The organism is Bifidobacterium sp. LH_426 (assembly GCF_056356875.1).
On record NZ_JBKEVB010000003.1, the window covers coordinates 293996 to 316309 of the forward strand.

Here is a 22314-nt window from a genome sequence, read left to right on the forward strand (position 1 = left end):
ACCAGTTCGAGCGATAACCGCTCGGAGGACAAACTTCTAGACCGAAAGGAGGCCGCCGCGATGACTGGATACACTGCCGATACCACCGTTGATGAGTCCGTTCTGACCCTCGTCAACGTCGCTCTGCTGTCCGCACGAATTATTATTCCGTCTTCGCTGGCGGCATGATCGGCTTACAAGCTTGAGCCCCGTCAGCGAAGGCAGGGCGAGAGCGATTGATCACGTTTCAAGCCCTGCATGAGATGCGGGGCTTTTTCATTGCCCGCCCGCCACGATCCACAAGATCAGGGCGTGCGATGGAATTCCGCGAAATAGAGAGAGAAACCCCATCCAATTCAGGAGACAATCCCATGAGTGCAGTCGAGGAAACGGCTGAAAACGCAGCTGAAGGCAAGCTGCAGGCGATGGCCCACGATTCCGTGAAGACCGTCATCGCCGCCTCCATGGTCGGCACGGCCATCGAGTTCTACGACTTCTACGCCTACGGCACCGCCGCGGCGAACTACTTCCCGCACATCTTCTTCTCCGCGAAGGACAACCCGACCGTTGCGCTGCTGATGAGCCTGCTGACCTTCGCGATCGCGTTCATCGCCCGCCCGCTCGGCTCCCTCGTGTTCGGCCACTTCGGCGACCGCATGGGCCGCAAGACCACGCTGGTCGTCTCCCTGATGACGATGGGTATCGGCACGTTCCTCATCGGCTGCCTGCCGACCTACAACCAGGCGGGCGTCTTCGCCGTCGCCATCCTGTGCCTGCTGCGCTTCATCCAGGGCATCGGCCTCGGCGGCGAATGGTCCGGCGCGGCCCTGGTCGCGACCGAGAACGCGCCTGAGGACAAGCGCGCCCTCTACGGCTCCTTCCCGGAGCTCGGCGCCCCAATCGGATTCTTCCTCTCCAACGGCACCTACTTCCTGCTTGAGACCTTCAACGACTCCGACGCGATGCTCGCCTGGGGCTGGCGCGTGCCGTTCCTGCTCTCCGCGGTGCTCGTGATCATCGGCCTCGTCGTCCGAGTCCACATGGAGGAGACCCCGATCTTCCGTATGGCCCAGGAGCAGAAGAAGGTCGTCAAGTCCCCGCTCACCGAGGTGTTCCGCAAGTCCTGGAAGCAGGTCCTGCAGGCCACGTTCCTCGTCGCCGTCACCTACACGCTGTTCTACACGCTCGCCACCTGGTCCCTCGCATGGGGCACCAAGGAGCAGGGTGAGGGCGGCGGTGGCCTCGGCTTCACCAACCAGGAATACCTGCTCATGCTCATGATCGCCATCTGCGTGTTCGCCGCCTTCATCGTGATCTCCTGCGTGAACGCCGACAAGTGGGGCCGCAAGCGCGTCATCATCACGTCCTCCGTGCTGCTCGTCGTGTTCGCCGCGCTGTTCCCGTTCCTCCTGAACGGTGAGATCGTCGGCCAGCGCAACTTCTTCGCCAACATGGTCTTCCTGTGCGTCGGCTTCGCCCTCATGGGCACCGCGTTCGGCCCGATCGGCGCCTTCCTGCCCGAGCTGTTCGACGCCAACGTGCGCTACTCCGGCTCCGGCATCGGCTACAACCTCGCCGCCATCGTCGGCGCGGCCTTCGTGCCGACCATCGCCACCTGGCTGAGCTCCCACTGGGGCGTCCACTCCGTCGGCATCTACCTCGGCGTGATGGCCCTGTGCTGCCTCGTCGCCGTGCTCTCCTGCCACGAGACGAAGGACGTCGACTTCACCAAGTGACGTCTTCCCTTGGCTCCCTCTGACGAGGGAGCTGGCCGCCGCAGGCGGACTGAGGAAGAGATATTGCGGGCCGTCACGTTCCAGCTATCTCTCCCCCACCCGCTTCGCGGGAGCCCCCTCGTCAGAGGGGGCCGGAGAAAGCCCTCGCCACTTCCCGCCAGCGGGAGGGGCGCAGGGAATGCGAATCCCCCAAACTTTCCAGCTGTAATCGCGTTTGATTTCGGCTTGATTCCATAACTGAAAATTCAATTCAATATTTGGACGCGGGCGACCGCGCCGCCCACTGCGGGACTAGAAATAGTCCCCAGTGAACCGATGACTTTCCCCGACACAAGGACACAATCCTTCTCGCCGAAGGCCGTCAGCAATCTCACCGATTGTCGGACGTGGAGTTTCGTTCGGCACACTGAACAACATAAAGGAGTGCCTATCATGGCAGCAACTATCTGGTACGAGAAGGACGCCGACCTCTCCGTGTTCGAAGGCAAGAAGGTCGCCATCCTCGGCTACGGTTCCCAGGGCCACGCCCACGCGCTGAACCTGCGTGACTCCGGCGTCGACGTCGTCGTCGGCCTGCGTCCGACCTCCAAGTCCGTCGAGTTCGCCAAGGAGCAGGGCCTCGAGGTCAAGTCCGTCGGCGATGCCGTCGCCGAGGCCGACGTCGTCATGATCCTGCTGCCTGATCAGTACCAGGCCGCCGTCTACAAGAAGGACATCGAGCCGAACCTGAAGCCGGGTGCCGCTCTGGCCTTCGCCCATGGCTTCAACATCCACTACGGCTACATCAAGCCGTCCGAGGATCACCCGGTCTTCATGGTCGCGCCGAAGGGCCCGGGCCACATCGTGCGTCGTGAGTACGCCGCCGGCCGTGGCGTCCCGGTGGTCGTGGCCGTCGAGCAGGATCCGGATGGCAAGACCTGGCCGCTGTGCCTCGCCTACGCGAAGGCCCTCGGCGCGCTGCGCGCCGGCGCCATCAAGACGACCTTCACCGAGGAGACCGAGACCGATCTGTTCGGCGAGCAGGACGTCCTCATGGGCGGTATCAACCACCTGTGCGACATGGGCTTCGACGTGCTGACCGAGGCCGGCTACCAGCCGGAGATCGCCTACTTCGAGGTCTTCCACGAGCTGAAGATGCTCGTCGACCTCGCCAACGAGGGTGGTCTGAACAAGGCCCGTTGGTCCTGCTCCGACACCGCCCAGTACGGCGACTACACCTCCACGGTCATCACCGAGGAGACCAAGAAGCGCATGCAGTACCAGCTCAAGCGCATCCAGGACGGCTCCTTCGCCAAGGAGTTCATGGATGACCAGGCCGCCGGCGCCCCGAAGTTCAAGAAGCTGCAGGAGGAGTTCTCCCACCCGCACCTCGAGACCGTCGGCCCGAAGCTGCGCGCCATGTTCTCCTGGAACAACGGCCCGGCCAAGGATCAGGACGAGGCCGAGTCCTTCAACGGCAAGATTGCTCGTACCCAGGTTCAGTGAGCTTGACCGCCCCGGCTCCCGTCCGATGAGGACGCGGCCGGGCGACCATATCGGTCGGTGAAAGGCCGCCATCCGTTTACCACGGGTGGCGGCCTTTTTGGTTGTTTCTGTTGTTTCTGTTGTTTTGGTTGTTTGGGTCTTTTGGGTTTCGTTTCTTTGCCGGCGGTTGTCGGCCTCGATTGCCGGTCGGCGGCTGTCGTCTGCCCCGTATCGGTCGCCCCGTCCTCGGCGCGATAAATCCCGGGAATTCGGCCTATGCTCCGGGAATCTTTGTGCTGACTCGGTCTCAGCGCAAGGATTCCCGGGTGATGGGGCTGTTTTCCGGGATTTCTTGTGCTGGTGACGGTTCAGTGCAACAATTCCCGGATGACAGGGGTGATTCCCGGGAAAAATTGCGCTGGGAATTTGCGTTGGGGAATGGGGCGCAAGGATTCCCGGGTGATGGGGATGATTCCCGGGAAAAGTTGTGCTGGAGGTGTTTCAGCGCAACGATTTCCGGACGACAGGGGTGTTTTTCGGGAAAAGTTGCGCCGTGTCTGTGGTTGCGCCATGGTCGGCGGGGCGACGCGATGGGATGAGGCCCCGGCTGTCCACGATGCGGGGGAAAGGGTCGGATGATGGCCCGAATCATGGACGTGGGCCACTATCCGACCGCAATATCGCTAGGATTGAGCGCAGTTCACGGGACACAATCCCGTACGATCGAGGTCATCCGGTCAACGCACAACGCACGCGTCACCACGCACACGCGACCGGCGGACCACCCACCCGCGCAACATGCGCCAACGCATAACGCGCAACCACATAACGACACCGTGTACCGTTCGCACGAACGGTCGAACCGGTTGGACACGACCGACGGCGGCCCCGCAGGGGCGATGCCGGCGGGCGTCGTCGGACCGGCGCATCGACCGACGCCGTGCGACGGTACGCAAGTAAAGGAGTGCCACCATGGCTGCACAGATCTGGTATGAGAATGACGGCGATCTCTCCGTGCTCGAGGGCAAGAAGGTCGCGATCATCGGCTACGGCTCGCAGGGCCACGCCCACGCGCTGAACCTGCGCGATTCCGGCGTCGACGTCGTCGTCGGCCTGCGCCCCACCTCCAAGTCTGTGGACTTCGCGAAAGAGCAGGGCCTCGAGGTCAAGTCCGTGCCGGAAGCCGCCGCCGAGGCCGACGTCATCATGATCCTCGCGCCGGACCAGTACCAGCGCAACATCTGGAAGGACGACATCGAGCCGAACATCAAGCCGGGTGCGGCCGTCGCCTTCGCCCATGGCTTCAACATCCACTACGGCTACATCAAGCCGTCCGAGGATCATCCGGTGTTCATGGTCGCGCCGAAGGGCCCGGGCCACATCGTGCGTCGTGAGTACGCCGCCGGCCGTGGTGTCCCGGTGGTCGTCGCCGTCGAGCAGGACCCGCGCGGTGACGGCTGGGCGCTGACCCTGGCCTACGCGAAGGCCCTCGGCGCCCTGCGCGCCGGCGCCATCAAGACCACGTTCAAGGAGGAGACCGAGACCGATCTGTTCGGCGAGCAGAACGTCCTCATGGGCGGCGTGAACAAGCTCGTCGAGATGGGCTTCGAGGTCCTCACCGACGCCGGCTACCAGCCGGAGATCGCCTACTTCGAGGTCTGCCACGAGCTCAAGATGCTCGTCGACCTGATGAACGAGGGCGGCCTCAACAAGGCCCGTTGGTCCTGCTCCGACACCGCCCAGTACGGCGACTACACCAACACCGTCATCAACGAGGACTGCCGCAAGCGCATGGAGTACCACCTGGGCCGCATCCAGGACGGCTCCTTCGCCAAGGAGTTCATCGACGATCAGGACGCCGGCGCCCCGCACTTCAAGGAGCTGCAGGAGAAGTACTCCAACGAGCGCATCGAGACCGTCGGCCCGAAGCTGCGCGCCATGTTCTCCTGGAACAAGGACGGCGTGAAGGACGCCGACGAGGCCAACTCCTTCACCGGCAAGATCGCCCGCGCCCAGGTCCAGTGAGCCTGACGCTCTGAGCTGAGCCCATAAGCAAGGCCGCCGTTCCCCGATACGTGGGGAACGGCGGCCTTTCGCGTTATCGAAGAAATCAAAAGAATCAAAAATATCAAAAGAATCAAAAGCTGGGGTCGGGGAGGGGGAGTCGCGCGCCTGCGGTGCACGGCGTCGGTTCTGCTCCATGCTTGGCGCGGAAGCGACGCTGACGGCCTTCTTAGCGTCGTTGCCGTGCCATGGGTGGCGTGGGGACGACGCATTTGGCACGGATGTGATGGGGATGGCGGTCTTGGCGGTGGTTCCGTGCCATGGGTGGCGTGGGGGCGACGCATTTGGTGCGGAGGCGACGGAATCGGGGGAGTCGAAAGCGGCAAAGTGGGGGTGGGCGGGGGTCTCTCCCTCAGTCAGCCTTCGGCTGACGGCTCGACCGCGATTATGGACAGCCTTCGGCTGGCCTCATATCGGCTCGCCTGGCGGCTCGCACATCGCCTACAAACGCCTCTGGCGTTTGCTTGACGGCGATGTCCCGTCAGAGGGAGTCCCGCTTTGCGGGACAGCTCCCCCTGAAGGGGGAGCAAAGGTGGGGCGTATAGCACGTCTCGGCTGGGAAAACAAGTCTTGTGTTCTGGGAATTTGCGGCGTAAGTTGACGAATGGACTGTGAGTGTTCGACGGCGGCACCGGGAACGGGAAGATAAGGTGCCGTGTCCGGGGGTGGCGTCGGCGCTCGTCGTAACCGATTACGGGATTACGGGCAATCAGCATGGTCGGCCATCACCGATGGTCGTCGTGCGAAGTCGTCGTGCGAAGTCGTCGTGCGAAGTCGTCGTGCGAGGCCGTCGGTCGAATGACCGTAGTGCGTACCGTGCGTGCCCCGTGCCCCCGCGATCGGCAATCATCGACAGACCGATCAGATATGGATATGAGAGGGAACACCCGTATGGTTTCAGGGCATCATCATGCCGGACCATGGCGGTCGATCACGGCGCTTGCCGTGACAGCCGCCATGCTGCTCCCGGCCAATGTGGCGATGGCCGCGCCGGCTGCGTCGCAGCCTGCCGCGGCATCGCAGGATTCCGCCGTGGCCGCCGCGTCCAACGGCACCGGCAGCACCGCCAGCAACACCGTCACCACCGCTGATAGCGGCAAGAACGCCACCGGTAGCACCGGTAGCACTGCCGACACCGCCAAAGCCACCGCCAAGACCGCCGACAAGACGGACGGAAAGGACGCCGACGCGCTGCTGCGCGCGGTCGGCGAGTCCGCGGACAAGTCCGGCAAGAACGACAAGTCCGGCGACAAGGGGCTGCTGTCCGGCTCCGGCGACACCACGACCGGCATCGCGACGATCATCGTGCAGCTTGACGACACCACCGCAGGCGTGCCGTGGTACCGTTCGCTGTTCGGCGTGAGCAAGCAGACGCGCCACCGCGAGATCAAGAACGACATCCGCGACCTGGCCGCCAACGAGCCGTCGCTGATGTCCACCGACGGCGCCAAGGCCAACGGCAAGGCGAAGTCCGTCCAGGTCTCCGACGTGCAGGACTACTACCACGCGATCGACGGCTTCGCGGTCAAGGCGCCGGCCGCGCTGCTCGACGGCATCCGCGAGCTGCCGGGCGTCAAGCGCGCGTTCATCGAAAGCAAGTACAGCATCCCGGACGAGAAGTCCGCGGCCGACGATTCCACGCCGGACCTGAAGAACCAGTCGTCGCTCGACATGACCGGCGCCGACAAGGCCGCGCAGAAGGGCGACGGCCAGACCATCGCGATCATCGATTCCGGCCTCGACACCGACCATGAGGCGTTCCAGGGCGACCTCGACGACGCCAAGGTGAAGATGAGCAAGTCGGACGCCGAATCGAAGATCAAGGAGCTCGGCCACGGCACGTACGTGTCCGAGAAGATCCCGTTCGCGCGCGACTACGCCGACAACGACGACAACGTGAACCCGAGCGACCTGTCCGGCATGGAGCACGGCACGCACGTCGCCGGCATCGCGGCCGCCAACTCCGGCGACCAGATCCGCGGCACCGCGCCCGACGCGCAGATCATGCCGATGAAGGTCGCCGACGATTTCAGCGGCGCCATCTACGATTCGTCCCTGCTCGCCGCCATCGACGACGCGAAGGCGCTCGACGCGGACACCGTGAACATGTCGCTCGGCTCCGACGCGGGCTTCTCCGAGGAGTCCACCGCCACCTACGGCGACGCGATCAAGGCGCTGCGCGACGGCGGCGCCACGGTGAACGTGGCCGCCGGCAACGCGACCACCGCCGCGCTCGGCAACGCCTCCGGCGCGAACCTGCCGTACGCCTCCGATCCGGACAGCTCCGTGATCTCCTCCCCGTCCTCCTTCCCCGACTCGCTGTCCGTGGCGAGCGTGAACAACGCGCAGCGCCAGTCCGCGTTCCTCGGCCCCGACGGCACGGCCATCGGCTACCTGCAGCTCGGCTTCGCCGACGAGAACGGCCAGGCCACCGGCGACAGCACGCCCGGCCTGTCTGACAAGGACAAGGGCCTGAAGGACGGCGAATACGAGTACGTGGACGGCGGCATCGGCTCCACCGAGGACCAGAACCGCCTCGCCAATGAATACAACTGGGACCTGTCCGGCAAGATCGTCGTCGTCAAGCGCGGCGGCACCGAGCCGAGCGACGGCCACGCCCTCACCTTCGGCGACAAGCTCATGAACGTCGGCACCGCGCTCAACGCGGCCGCCGTCATCTTCTACAACAACGCGGACGGCGCGATCACCGGCGCGGCCATCAAGACCGGCATCGTCGTCAACATCCCCGTCGTCTCCATCTCCGGCAAGGACGGCGAGAAGCTCATCGCCGCCGCCGATAAGAAGCTCACCGTCAAGGCCGACGCCACCGCCGCGCCCGCCGGCTACTCGATGAGCGACTTCACCAGCTGGGGCGTCACCCCGGACCTCAAGCTCAAGCCCGAGATCACCGCCCCCGGCGGCAACATCTGGTCCTCGATCCCGAACGACAAGTACGAGTACATGTCCGGCACGTCGATGGCCACGCCGCAGCTGGCCGGCATCTCCGCGCAGATACACGAGTACGTGGACGGCGACAGCAAGTTCTCCGGCATGTCCGACGCCGAGAAGGCGAAGGCCGTCACCCGCCTGCTGATGAGCACCGCCAAGCCGGTCGCGTCCGGCGACTCCTACGCCTCGCCGCGCCAGCAGGGCGCCGGCCTCGCCGACGTGCCCGCCGCCACCTCGACCGACGTCTACCTGACCGTCGACGGCGCCGCCGACGACTCCCGTCCGAAGGCCGACCTCGGCGACAGCACGGACGGCACGTGGTCGTTCACGATGACCCTGCACAACCTCGGCGGCAAGGCCCGCTCCTACACGCCCGACGCGCAGGCCCTGTCCGAGGCGGTCGCCGACGGCCTGTTCCAGAACACCGACACGAACTGGACCGGCAAGGGCATCGACGTCGCCTACTCCGGCAACGGCTACGACGCGAAGACCGGCAAGGTGACCGTCCCGGCGAACGGCAGCGCGAAGCTGACCGTCACCGTCGCCACCGCGCAGGCGTTCAAGGACTTCGCCGCCGCGAACACCCCGAACGGCACGTTCGTCGAAGGCTTCGCCCTGCTCAAGGCCGCCGACAAGAACGGCGTCGACCTGTCCGCCCCGTTCGTCGGCTTCTACGGCAAGTGGAACCAGGCCTCCGTGTTCGATTCCGCGCTGTGGGAGAAGGGTGACAAGGCCTACCACATCTACGGCACCGCGCTCGCCAACCCGAACAACGGCCTGCCGCTCGGTGTGAACCCGCTCGACGGCGACGCCACCGCCGGCCCGGTCTACGACATCGACCCGAACCGCATGGTCGTCTCCCGCACGAACTACAGCGCCTCGCCGATCGCCGCCTGGCCCGTCACCGGCCTCCTGCGCAACGCGAACAAGCTCAAGTACGAGTACACGGACGCGAACGGCAAGGTCGTCAGGAGCTACTCCTACGACTACGTGTCGAAGTCCACGCTCAACCAGACGACCGGCAGCGTGCTGTACGCCGAAGCGCGTCTCGGCAACGGCTCCGGCGCGTTCGACGGCAAGTCGAACGACGGGACCAACCTGCCCGACGGCACGTACACGCTGCGCCAGACCGCCACGACCGCCGGCCCCGGCGCCACCGAGCAGCAGAGCGCCGCGTACCAGGTGACCCTCGACACGAAGGGCCCGCGCATCACCAACATGCAGCTCACCGGCGAAGGCGACGCGAAGACGTTCTCCTTCGACGTGACCGACGAGTCCTGGCTCTCCGCGATCGACTTCCACGATCCGACCACGCTCGCCTACTTCAAGCGCATCCTCGCGCCCGCCGACTACACGACGAACGCCGACGGCACCCGCACGTGGCACTTCGACGTGAAGGTCGCCGACGTGGCCGCCGCGTGGACCGCGTCCGGCCTGTCCGGCTCCCTGCCGAACACCGTCCCGCTGTACGCGTGGGACTACGGCCTCAACGCGAGCGATCGCACGGCCGCCGTCATGACCCCGGTGGCCGCCACCGGCATCACCGTCACGCCGGACAAGCTCACGATTGCGCCCGGCCAGACGGCGAAGCTCAAGGCCGCCGTCCAGCCTGCCGACTCCACCGAGCAGGATCTGACGTGGACGAGCGCCGACCCGGCGAAGGTCAAGGTCGACGCCGACGGCACGCTCACCGGCGTCGCCCCGAGCGACGGCAAGCCGGTCGCCGTGACCGTCGCCTCGAAGATCGATCCGGATGTCAAGGCCGTCGCGCAGGTCACCGTCGCCGACGTGACCGACGAGACCGGCATCGCGATGGCGCAGGATTCCGCCACGATTGAGCCGGGCAAGACGCTCGACATCGCCGCGATCGTCGCGCCGTCGCTCGACGGGAAGAAGATCGCGTGGTCGAGCTCCGATGAGAAGGTCGCCACCGTCGCCGCGAAGGACGGACAGTCCGGCAAGGCAATCATCACGGCGGGCGAGCAGGTCGGCACGGCGACGATCACCGCCACCGTGGCCGGCAAGTCCGCCACGATGACCGTGCGCGTCCAGCCCGCCGACTTCGCCCAGTTCGTGTTCGACAAGGACGGCACGACGCTGCTCGGCTACACCGGCAACGCGCGTGACATCGTGATCCCGAACAACACGAAGGCGATCGACTACAACGCCTTCGCCAACACGCAGGCCGTCACGATCACCGTGCCGTCCAGCGTGGAGACGATCGGCAAGCAGGCGTTCGCCGGCTCCGGAAAGCTGACCACGGTCACGTTCCAGAACGACGCGAAGCACCCGAGCCACTTGAAGTCCATCGGCGACGAGGCGTTCACGCAGAACCTCGCGCTCGACACGGTGAACCTGCCGGTCGACGTGAAGGACTTCGAGCTCGGCGTCAACGTGTTCTCCAGCTCGACGCTCCGCCACGTGACGCTGCCCGCCTCCCTCACCGAGATCCCGGACGGCACGTTCAACGGCGATCCGCAGCTCGCCGACGTGACGATCTCCGCCGATACCACCGTGATCGGCGACAACGCGTTCAATGCGAACCAGTCGCTCGGCGCGCTCAAGCTCGTCGACCGGAAGGGCGACGTGACCACCGGCTGGCCGCAGAAGCTGAAGACGATCGGCGGCTCGGCGTTCGCCGGCACCGCGTTCGGCGGCGTCATCGAACTGCCCGCCAGCGTCCGTTCGATCGGCGACAGCGCCTTCGCCCTTGTCGGCGCCGATGTGCGCCTGAACGACGGACTGGAGTTCATCGGCGCGACCGCGCTCTCCGACACCACCGGCACCGAGGTCGTCATGCCCGATTCGCTCGACGAGGTCGGCCACGGCGCGTTCTCCAACATGCCGAACCTCGCCAAGGCGACGATCGGCGCGAACGTGCCCGACAAGCAGTTGGAGGCCGCGTTCGTCGGCGACGCCAAGCTCGCCGAGTTCACCGTCGGCAAGGACGTGAAGCACTACAGCGAGTTCGGCGGCGTGCTGTTCAACAAGGACCGCACGCGCATCATCGCCTACCCGAACGCCAACGCGCAGGGGCCGAAGGACGGCGTCTACACGATCCCGGCCAAGGGCGAGAACGGCTTCGACACGACCGTGACCGACGTGGCCCAGTACGCGTTCTACGACAACTCCACGCTCAAGGGCGTGAAGTTCACCGAAGGCCTCAAGATCATCGGCGACTCCGCGTTCCTGAGCACCGACTTCACCGAGGTCGTCCTGCCGAAGACCCTGGAGACCGTCGAACACGGCGCGTTCATGAACATGGCGAACCTCAAGTCCGTCGACTTCGGCGGCACCATCACCGTGGGCGGCAGCGCCTTCTACAGCGATCCGGTGCTCACCGACCTCAACATGCGACCCGAGTACAACAGGCTCAAGTCGTTCGGTTCGCTGGCGTTCGGCCAGTCGCCGGCCATCACCGCGCTCGACTTCCCGGATTCGGTGACCGACCTGGGCGACCTGGCGTTCTCCAACATCACCTCGCTCAAGAAGGTCCACCTCGGCGCGGGCATCACGTCCGGCGTGGCCGGTGTCTTCACCGGCGCCAACGGCCTGAGCGAGATCACCGTGTCCGAGAAGAACCCGGTGTACTCCGCCAGCGGCAACGTCCTCTACCAGAAGCAGGATGACGGCCTCCACCTGGTGCTCTCCGCTCCGGGCAACCCCGTCACCGACTACACGGTCAAGGACGGCACCGTCGCCATCGAGGCGCAGGCGTTCCGCAACAACCACCAGTTGAAGCACATCACCCTGCCCGCGAGCCTCAAGACCACGACGACCGGCTCGTTCAACTCGACCGACGGGCTCACCGAAGTCGTCTTCCCGGACGGCTTCGAGAGCACGAAGTCCTCGTTCCTGTTCGCCTCCGGCCTCGAATACGTCGAGTTCGGCACGAAGACCAAGAACATCGACCAGGAGTTCTGGGGCCACCGTCCGACGCACCTCGTGGTGCGCGGCGGCCAGGACGGCACGTACACCGGCGGCATCATCGCCGGCGGCATGCAGACCGCGTACTTCGGCGAAGGCATGACCACGCTGAACATCTCCGATACGCCGAGCATCGTCGTCGTGCCCGCCAGCCTGAAGACGCTGAGCCTCGCCGGTGACGGCACGGTGTACGCGCCCGCCGGCTCGGAAGGCGAGAAGGTCGCCATCGCGACCGTCGGCGCCGACCGCGTGAAGGCGTACACGCCGCTCACCCTCACCGCCGACATCGACGGCGAGGTCAAGGCCGGTGCCAAGGTGACGGTCAAGGCCGAAGCCGAGGGCGGCGTCGACGGCGCGAAGCAGTACCGCTTCGTCGCCGTGGCCGCCGACGGCGCCGAGACCGTCCTGCAGGACTGGTCCGACGCCGCGCAGGCGGAGTGGACCGTGCCGGAGCAGGCCGGCGGCGTGAAGGTGCGCGTCGAAACGCGCGACGCCACGTGGTACAGCGTCGCCGCGAACGCGACCGACGCCACGCTCGACGCCGCCCGCGCGGCGCTCGACGAGTCCATCGCCGCCGCCAAGGCCGTCAAGCAGGGCGACAAGGTCGATTCCGCGTGGAAGACGCTCCAGGACGCGATCGCCGCCGCCGAGAAGGCGCGCGACAACGCGACCGCGACCGCCGGCGACCTCCAGCAGGCCTCCGCCACGCTCGACGCCGCCGTGACCGCGTTCGGCAAGGCCGACGCCAAGGCGACCGACGCCCAGCGCGCCGCGCTCGCCGATGCGATCGCCGACGCCAAGGCCGTGACGCAGGGCAAGAAGACCGACGAGGCGTGGAAGACGCTGCAGGACGCGATCGCCGCCGCCGAGAAGGTCGCGTCCGACACGAGCGGCGACCTCTCCGGCCGCGAGGTCGCCTCCGCCACCGCCGCGCTGACCGCCGCCGTCAAGGCGTTCCAGCAGTCCGCCGACAAGCCCGATTCGGGCGATAACGGTGGGAACGGTTCCGGCGATAACGGAAACGGTGGCAACGGTTCCGGTAATGGTTCCGGCGATAACGGTGGTTCCGGTAACGCCGGTGGTTCCGGAAACGCTGGTAACGGCAACGGTTCCGGCGCCGGCTCGGCTGCCGGCAACGGCCAGTCCGGCCAGTCCGGCCAGAACGCCGCCGACCGCGGCGGACTGTCCGCCACCGGTTCGACGATCCTCCCGCTCGCCGTCTTCGTGACGGTCTGCATGGCGATCGCCGCAGCCGCCACCATCGCCCGCCTCCGTCACAAGGAGTAACGGCATGCGATGACGGAATGCGCCTCTAGACGCAAGGCGTTTTGTGGCCCCCTCTGTCGAGGGGGCTGTCCGCGAAGCGGACTGGGGGAGAGTAGAGGAGCGGCCGCAGGCCGCGGGAGATACGGCATCGGCCGAAGGCCGATTCGATTTCCCTGCGGCCTGCGGCCGCTCTTCTTCTCTCCCTCCGTCATCGCTTCGCGATGACACCTCCCTCGTCAGAGGGAGGTTGTTTTTTGTTTCAAGCGGTTTCGCGGGTGTCGGGCGGGGGTGTAATAATAGGCGGCAGTTTTCTATGAGAACGTTCACATTACAGGCGGACGTCGTTGAGGAGCGACGGACGGCGACCGATGCGAACGGGTATCGTGGAACGTCACGTGCGCGGGTGACGGGACGAACCGGAACCGGCGTGCGGAACGTCCGGCATGGCCGTGGTGTGGCGTAGCACCGTGGTACGGCGATGGCGGGGGAGAACGGAAGGAAGAGGCGCTGCGTCGCGCCTGGACGAAAGTGCATAGCAGCATATGAAGAACTGGAAGAAAGCAGTCGCGCTGATCGCGGCCGTGCCGATGTTCGCGGCGTTCGTGCCCGCGGCCACCGCCGCCGACGCGACGACCGCGGCCGCGCAGTCCGCGCCCGCCGTCACCGCCGCGGCCGACGCCGCACCGACCCTGCTCGCCAGCTGGGACTTCACCGGCAAGAACGGCACCAGCAGCGGCTCTATCGCCGATTCGACCGGCAAGTACAACCTGACCCTCAACGGCGGCGTCTCCGTCGGCAAGTTCGGCGACCGCTCCAACAACGAGGCGCTGAACCTCAACAACGACGCGAACAGCGCCAAGTACGCGCAGATCGACGACCAGCTGTTCAAGGACGCCGGCGACTCCTTCACCCTGGAGTTCGCGGCCAAGTCCCGTCAGGCGGACAGCGACGCGTTCTTCACCTTCGCGGTCGGCAAGGACTACAACAAGTACTTCTTCAACCGCATCAGCACCACCAAGGTGAAGACGGTCATCTCCGACAACAAGTGGAACAACGAGCACGGCGACAACGTCACCGTTTCCGGTAACGACAATACGTGGCACACCTACAAGATCGTCGTGGACGGCACCAATCTCGGCGTGTGGCGTGACGGCTCCCTGCTGAGCTTCACCACCAACACCGGTATCAAGATGAGCGACCTCGGCGGCTACACCACGTACATCGGCAAGTCGTTCTACGACGGCAGCGGCTCCGGCATCGGCACCGACAAGTACTGGAACGGCGCGATGGACGACATCAAGGTGTACAAGGGCGCCGAACTCGCCTCGCCGACCGGCGTGACCATCTCCGGCGACGGCGTGGTCGACGGCAAGCTCGCCCTGACCGAGAAGTCCACCGCCAAGCTCACCGCCACCGTCACCCCGGACGACGCCGTGAGCAAGAACGTCACCTGGTCGTCCTCCGACGAGGGCGTGGCGAAGGTCTCCGACGACGGCACCGTGACCGCCGTCAAGGCCGGTTCCGCGACCATCACCGCGACCACCGAGATCGGCGGCGTGAAGGCCGAGCTGCCCGTCACCGTGAACCCGCTGGACGCGAAGAGCGCCGCCACCGAGGACCTCGACTCCGCGATCAGCGCGCTCAAGACCACCACGACCGAGAACCTGCCGCTCGTCGCCGAAGGCACGAAGAACGGCTCGACGATTACGTGGACCTCCTCCGATCCGAAGCTCATCACCGGCACGGACGCCGACTACAAGGCGCCGGCCAACGGCGCGGCCGCCGACCCGTACCAGGGTGCCGGCGTCGTGACCCGCCCCGCCTACGGCGACGGCGATTCCAAGCCGGTCACGCTGACCGCCACCGCCAGCTACAACGGCGGCGAGAAGGTCACCAAGACCGTCGAAGTCACCGTCAAGGAGAAGACGCGTTCCGTGCCGGACGGCGCGTATGCGTCCGTCACGTTCCTGTCCGACGCCGCGACCACCAACGGCAAGATTGGCGAGGCCCTGTACGAGTCCGCCACCGACGGCAACAACTTCTTCTCGTTCAAGGAGATCAACGGCTCCGACCCGGTCATCGTCTCGAACACCGACACCAAGGGCCTGCGCGACCCGTACGTGCTCAAGTCCCATGACGGCGACAAGTTCTACATGATCGCCACCGACCTCAAGGTCTCCTCGCAGGGCTGGGGCCAGAACCAGCAGTACGGCTCCCTCAAGCTTGAGGCGTGGGAGTCCACCGACATGGTGAACTGGACCCGCACCAACGCCGAGGACGGCGACACCGGCATCAAGGTCAACGCCGACAACATGGGCATGACCTGGGCGCCGGAGGCGTTCTGGGATGACGACCTCAACGCCTACGTCGTGTTCTTCTCCTCCCGCGAGTACACGGACGACACCCGTTCCACCGCGGTGAAGAGCTCGAAGACCGGCGGCGCGTACAACATCGTGATGATGGCCATCACGCGCGACTTCAAGAACTACACCCCGGTGCAGAAGTGGCAGGACACCCAGTACTCCCGCATCGACTCCACCGTGTTCAAGATCGGCGATATGTACTACCGCCTCACCAAGAACGAGGAGAACGGCAAGGCCGGCGACTACATCACCACCAAGAAGTCCACGTTCCTCGAGCGCTCCAAGTGCCTGACCTGCGAGACGACCTCCGCCGATCCGAACGCCGACGTGACCAAGACCTGGCAGCTCGTCGACCAGAACATCCTGCCGTTCGAGGGCCCGGAGTCCATCAAGCTCAACGCGGGCGACCCGAACCAGAACGAGGCCGGCGACGCGATGATCATCATGGCCGACTCCGGCGGCTACAAGCCGTACATGACCTCCGAATCCGCGATCGCCGCCTCCAGCTGGGCCAACCGCCTGTCGCAGACCGACGGCTGGAACACGGAGAAGCAGTGGGGCCCGGGCGTCACCGGCAAGGTCACCCCGACCAACATGCCGACCCCGACCCGCCACGGCGCGTTCGTGAACGTGTCCGCCGCCATCGCCGAGAACATGCACCAGTGGACGACCGCCAACCCGACGAAGCTCGCCGCCGTGGACTCGACGACCACGCTCAAGTATGACAAGGACTCCCGCGTCCTGACCGCGACCGTCGCGGCCGCCGACAAGGGCACCGTCGCCGGCTCCGTGAAGTTCGCCACCGCGAACGGCAGCTGGACCGAGACCGTCAAGCTCGACGCCGACGGCGTCGCCGCCGTGACCGTCCCCGCCGCCGTCTCCGGCGACATCACCGCCACCTACGACGGCTACACCGACGGCCTCGTCAAGAGCTCCGCCGGCGAGGCCGTCACGGTCGCGCAGGGCGAGAACCCGAACCCGGATCCCGACCAGCCTGACCAGCCCGGCGCGACGGTCGACAAAGACGCGCTGTGGACGCTCTACAACAAGGTCAAGGGATACGAGGCGTCCGACTACCAGTCCGGTTGGGCCGCCTTCGCCGCCGCCCGTGCCGCCGCCGACGCTGTGCTGCGTGATGACAACGCCAGCCAGCAGCAGGTGGATCAGGTTCTCGCGAAGCTCCAGTCCGCCGTTGACGGTCTGGTGAAGAAGAGCTCGTCCGGCAAGCCGAACGGCACGAACACGACCGCTGCGAAGAAGCCGGTGCTGTCCTCCACGGGTAGTGCGATCGCAGGCGTGACCGCCGCCACCGCGCTGGTCCTCGCCGCCGGCGTCGCCCTCACCGTCTGGCGTAAGCGCCAGGCGTGAGCCGCTTGCTCCCCCACGAATGTGGGGGAGCAAAAACAGAATGCGCCGAAGGCGCATGCCGATTTCGGCCCCCTCTGACGAGGGGGCTCCCGGCGAAGCCGGGTGGGGGAGAGATACCGCGAACGTAACGTTCCAGCTATCTCTCCCTCAGTCAGCCTTCGGCTGACAGCTCCCTCGTCAGAGGGAGCCACCCCGCTCGCCCCCCCAACAACGTATGCGCCAAAGGCGCATTGTGTTGGTGCATCGGTGCATCAACGGCCGTGTCATTGGTGATGCGGCACTACTGAAGATGTGCGTGGGACAACGTAGGTCTCACGCGAAGGAGGAAACAATGACCACCCAACCATCACCGATCGGGCGGCTTTCGGCCGTGCGACGGGCGGACGGTCGGCACGCGATCCGCAGGCGTCTTATCGGCGCCGTGATCGCCGTGCCGATGGCGCTGTCCGGACTGGCGCTCGGCGCGACCACCGCGGTCGCTGCCGACGGCGACACGGCACAGACCATCGCCGCCAAGGCCGCCACCGCCACCGCCAACGCGACCACCAAGGCCGCCGCCCTGCCCACCCCGCTCGCCAGCTACTCGTTCGCCAAGGACGACGGCAGCGGCGCCGTGGCCAACGAGGCCACCGGCTCCGCGTTCGGCGCCGCGCAGGTCAAGGACACGAAGGACGCCGACAAGGCCGGCACCTACGCGGACGGCGCGCTCCAGCTCACCGGCGACGAGTACGTGAAGCTCCCCGATAATCTGCTCAAGGACAAGACCTCCGCCACCGTGGTCACGATGGTGAAGAACAGCGACTTCAGCATCAGCGATGCGAAGTGGACGTACTTCTTCACGTTCGGCGGTTCGCGACTGAAGAAGGAAGGCAACTGGGCGGTCTCCACCCACAACGGCCTGTACACCTCGATCACCGATTCGGAGAACGGCGTCAACGAGAACTACTTCAGCGCCTCGTCCAACCTGTCCACCGAAAAGTTCCAGCTGCTCGCCGCCACCATCGACGGCGCGACGAAGCAGGCGAACCTGTACATCAACGGCCGTCTCGTCGGCTCCGGCACGTTCAACACGCTGCCGAACCAGTTCAAGGCGCAGAACTGGAACACGATCGGCAACTCCACGTATCCGGGCGTCGGCGACGCGATGTTCCACGGCGCAATCAAGTCGTTCGCCGTGTACGACACCGCGCTCACCCAAAGCCAGATCGTCACGATGATCGACGCCGACGGCGCCGCCGACCTGCTCGAAGGCGAAATCGGCAACCTCACCGTGCCGACCACCGCGAGCGCCGACTTCGCGCTGAAGACCGCCACCGACAACGCCGCCGTCACGTGGACGAGCGACAACGACAAGGTCATCAGCGTCGACAAGGCCGGCAACGCGACCGTCACGCCTTCCACCGCAAGCGACGTGACCGTGACGCTCACCGCCACGCTCTCGCCGAACACGGGCGTGCCCGCGCCGCCGCAACCGGTCACGAAGACGTTCACCGTGACCGTGCCGCAGAAGCTCGGCGACGAGGAGATCGTCACCCGCGACCTGAGGGCGCTCTCGATCGAGAACGCGACCGACATGCGCTCCAACTTCTCCGTGCCCACGAAGGGCGCCAACGGCGCGACCATCTCGTGGACCGTCAAGGACGCCGGCAAGGCGAACCCGACCATCGCGAACGGCGTCAACGCGACCTCGAAGACCGTGAGGATCGCTCGCCCGGCCGCCGGCGCGAAGGCGACCACCATCACGCTCACCGCCGCCGTGACCAGCGGCAGCGTCACCAAGACCCGCGACTTCGCGGTCAAGGTGCAGCCGATGCCGTCCAGCAAGACCGACACCCAGGCCTACGTGTGGATGTACTTCACCGGCGAAGGCGGCGAATCACAGAAGGTCAGCATCGCCGCATCCAAGGGCAACAACGCGCTCGACTGGAACGCGCTCAACACGAACGCCGAAGGCAAGGCCGAGCCGATCATGACCTCCACGTTCGGCGAGAAGGGCCTGCGCGACCCGTTCATCATGCGCTCGCATGACGGCGACAAGTTCTACCTGCTCGCCACCGATCTGAAGGTCGTCAACGGCGACTTCTCCACCGCCCAGAACAAGGGCTCCAAGTACCTGGAGATCTGGGAGTCCACCGACCTCGTCAACTGGTCGAAGCAGCGCCACGTGAAGGTCAGCACCGACTACGCGGGCAACACGTGGGCGCCCGAAGCCTACTGGGACGACGAACTCGGCACCTACGTGGTCTACTGGGCGTCGAACCTGTACGACACCACCGACGAGAACGACCGCACGTCGCTGACCTACAACCGCATGATGTTCGCCACGACCGACGACTTCATCACCTTCTCCGAACCGAAGGAATGGATCAACGTGGACCGCCGCGGCCAGGCCGGCGCCGGCTCGATCGATGCGACCGTGCAGAAGGTGGGCGACACCTACTACCGCATCTACAAGGACGAGAACTCGATGACCCTGCGCGAGGAGAAGTCCACCGACCTGACCGCCTCCATCGGCGCCGACGGCGTGACCGACTATGCGACCGCGCTCAAGGGCTCCAAGTGGACTGAAATCGGCGTGAACATCGGCAAGGGACAGCCCAACGGCTACGGCGGCACGTTCACCGCCGGTGAAGGCCCGTCCCTGTTCAAGGCCAACAAGGGCGACGTGAACGGCTACCAGTACTACCTGTTCGCCGACCAGCCGAACTACCACGGCGGCCCGAACCACTACGTGCCGTTCGCCACGACCGACATCACCGACGCGTCCAAGTGGACGTCCGTCGGCGAGAAGATGCCCGAATCGCAGATGCCGCTCAACTCCGACGGCGGCCGCCCGCGCCACGGCACCGTGCTCGGCGTCACCCGCGCCGAATACCAGACCGTGCTCGAGGCGTACGAGCCGAGCATCGCCGTCAAGTCCGTCGACGCGCTCGACGCGACCACGAAGCCCGGCGAGGCGCCCACGTTGCCGCAGTCCGCGCACCTCACTATGGCCGACGGCAAGTCCGAGGACGTCGCCGTCGTCTGGAACGAGATCAAGGCGAGCGATTACGCGAAGGAAGGCACGTTCACCGTGTCCGGCGTCGCGCAGGACGCGTCGCGCATGCCGGTCGAGGCGACCGTCACCGTCGCCGCGAAGGCCGCGACCGTCACCGACGTCAAGACCGACGCGATGACGGTCTCGACGAACGGCACCGTGACGTTCGCCGAGCCGGCGGCGGTGAAGGGCCACGCGAAGCGGGCCCTCACCAAGGCGCCGGCGCAGGGCGTCGCGACGCTCGCCGACGACGGCGTGCGCTACGACGCGCTCGGCGTCGCGGCCGGAACGTTCGCGTTCACCGTGCGCTACACGATGAAGGACGGTTCGATCGTCGACGTGACGTACACGGCCGACGTGACCGCCTCCCGCGCCGACGACACGCACCACCGCGGCAGCGCGCACGACCCGAGCATCGTCAAGGAAGGCGACACGTACTACGTGTTCGGCTCCCACCGCGCATGGCTCAAGTCGAAGGACCTGCAGAACTGGGAGCCGTTCCAGAACAACCTGAGCACCGATTACAAGACCGTGCTCGGCGGCATCTGGAACGAGTGGTCGTCGAAGAACGACGCCGGCAACGGCGAGATCGACGGCAACATGTGGGCGCCCGACGTCTCCTGGAACGCGACGATGGGCAAGTGGACGATGTACCTGTCCGTCAACGGCGGCGGCAAGGGCAACTACCAGAAGACCGTGATCGTGCTGCTCACCGCCGACCATCTCGACGGCGACTGGACGTACGTGGGCCCCGTGGTCTACTCCGGCTTCCAGGATTCCGATGTGGCGGCGACCGACGTGGCCAAGGTGCCCGGCGTGCTCACCACGGACGGCAAGGTGCCCGCCCGCTACAAGAGCCTCGACGACACCGGCATCAACGCGATCGACGCCGACGTGCACACCGACGACGACGGCCAGCTGTGGATGAGCTTCGGCTCTTGGTTCGGCGGCATCTGGGCGATCAAGCTCGACCCGGCCACCGGCCTGCGCGACTACGGTGCGACCTACGCGACCAAGGCGGACGTCTCCGACGCCTACTACGGCGTGAAGCTCGCCGGCGGCCACAACAACTCCGGCGAAGGCGCATCGTTCGTCAAGCACGGCGACTGGTGGTACATGTTCGTCTCCTACGGCAACCTCGGCGTGGACGGCGGCTACCAGATCCGCGAGTTCCGCTCGAAGAAGCTGACCGGCCCGTATGTGGACCAGAACGGCAACCCGGCGATCTACACGTCCGTGTACGGCAACCCGGGCTCCGGCGCGAACAAGACCATCAACCGCGGTCTGCGCGTGCTCTCCACCGTCGAGCAGAACGGCTCCACCGAGATCCGTACGTCGCAGGGCGGCAACGAGGTCTACGTCGGCTCCGACGGCGCGATCTACAACGTGTACCACACGCGCTTCGTCGACAAGACCGCCTCCGAGACGGCCACCAAGTCCGACAACGAGCTGCGCGTGCAGCAGATGGTCGCCACCGCCGACGGTTGGCTCGTCTCCACCCCGTACGAGTACTCCGGCGCGTTCCGCCAGAAGGCCTCGTACAAGGTCTCCGACGTGGCCGGCGAATACCAGATCGCCGTCAACGATCCGACGCGCAGCTACGCGACGAACACGGAAAAGGCCGATCTCGCGACGCGTCTCGCCGATGCGGGCATCGTGCACGCGGTCACCGTGCGCCTCAACGAGGACGGCACGATCTCCGGACGCGCGCAGGGCACGTGGGAGCTGTCCGGCAATACGGTCACGCTGCACGTGACCGCCGCCGCGACCGGCAGCGACCTGATGGGCGACTACACTGGCACGCTCGCCGGACAGCCCAACGAGACCGGCGGCTACGCGCTCGTGTTCGGCGCGGTCGGCGGCAGTGTGTTCACCAACGCCGGCACCGACGTGGCCGCCGCCACGCCGGGCGCCGTCTCCATCTGGGGCGCCAAGCAGACCGCCTGGCCGTCCAACGAGGACCCGGACAACCCGACCGGCCCGGGGGACAACGGCAACGGTGAGAACGGCACGGGTGACGGTTCCGGCAATGGCGCGGGCAACGCCGGCAGGAAGCCCGGCCTGTCCGCCACCGGCGCGTCCGTGACCGCCGCCGCGACCGTTGCCCTCGCGACGCTCGCCGCCGGCATCGCTCTAGCCCTCCGCCGCAAGCGCGCATAGC

6 protein-coding genes are annotated in these 22314 nt (G+C 66.2%); all 6 read left to right on the forward strand.

Going from position 1 to position 22314, the window contains the following annotated elements; translation table 11 throughout:
- Positions 1–350: 350 nt before the first annotated feature.
- The 6 genes from AC1AYD_RS05035 (at position 351) to AC1AYD_RS05060 (ending at position 22313) form a co-directional block, all read left to right on the forward strand.
- Positions 351–1715 (forward strand): MFS transporter, encoded by a 1365-nt coding sequence (locus AC1AYD_RS05035; protein ID WP_476503136.1) that lies wholly within the window; start codon positions 351–353, stop codon positions 1713–1715.
- Between the two features lie 432 nt (positions 1716–2147).
- Complete coding sequence (gene ilvC, locus AC1AYD_RS05040) at positions 2148–3200, forward strand: ketol-acid reductoisomerase (protein WP_476503137.1); 1053 nt, start codon at positions 2148–2150, stop codon at positions 3198–3200.
- A 951-nt stretch (positions 3201–4151) separates the two neighbouring features.
- A complete protein-coding gene (ilvC, locus tag AC1AYD_RS05045; protein WP_034529598.1) occupies positions 4152–5204 on the forward strand; it encodes a ketol-acid reductoisomerase in 1053 nt (350 codons plus the stop codon).
- A gap of 984 nt (positions 5205–6188) precedes the next feature.
- A complete protein-coding gene (locus AC1AYD_RS05050; protein ID WP_476544778.1) occupies positions 6189–13406 on the forward strand; it encodes a leucine-rich repeat protein in 7218 nt (2405 codons plus the stop codon).
- A 521-nt stretch (positions 13407–13927) separates the two neighbouring features.
- Positions 13928–17116, forward strand: coding sequence for an Ig-like domain-containing protein (locus tag AC1AYD_RS05055; protein WP_476544779.1), 3189 nt, complete (start codon positions 13928–13930; stop codon positions 17114–17116).
- 331 nt (positions 17117–17447) lie between these two features.
- Entirely contained in the window at positions 17448–22313 is a 4866-nt protein-coding gene (locus AC1AYD_RS05060) for a family 43 glycosylhydrolase (RefSeq protein WP_476544780.1), read from the forward strand.
- The last annotated feature ends 1 nt before the right edge of the window (position 22314 follow it).

Excerpts from the sequence above, each read along its gene's own strand:
- AC1AYD_RS05060 (WP_476544780.1), top strand. The coding sequence starts at position 17,448 with ATGACCACCCAACCATCACCGATCGGGCGGCTTTCGGCCGTGCGACGG.
- AC1AYD_RS05055 (WP_476544779.1), top strand. The coding sequence starts at position 13,928 with ATGAAGAACTGGAAGAAAGCAGTCGCGCTGATCGCGGCCGTGCCGATG.
- ilvC (WP_034529598.1), top strand. The coding sequence starts at position 4,152 with ATGGCTGCACAGATCTGGTATGAGAATGACGGCGATCTCTCCGTGCTC.
- ilvC (WP_476503137.1), top strand. The coding sequence starts at position 2,148 with ATGGCAGCAACTATCTGGTACGAGAAGGACGCCGACCTCTCCGTGTTC.
- AC1AYD_RS05035 (WP_476503136.1), top strand. The coding sequence starts at position 351 with ATGAGTGCAGTCGAGGAAACGGCTGAAAACGCAGCTGAAGGCAAGCTG.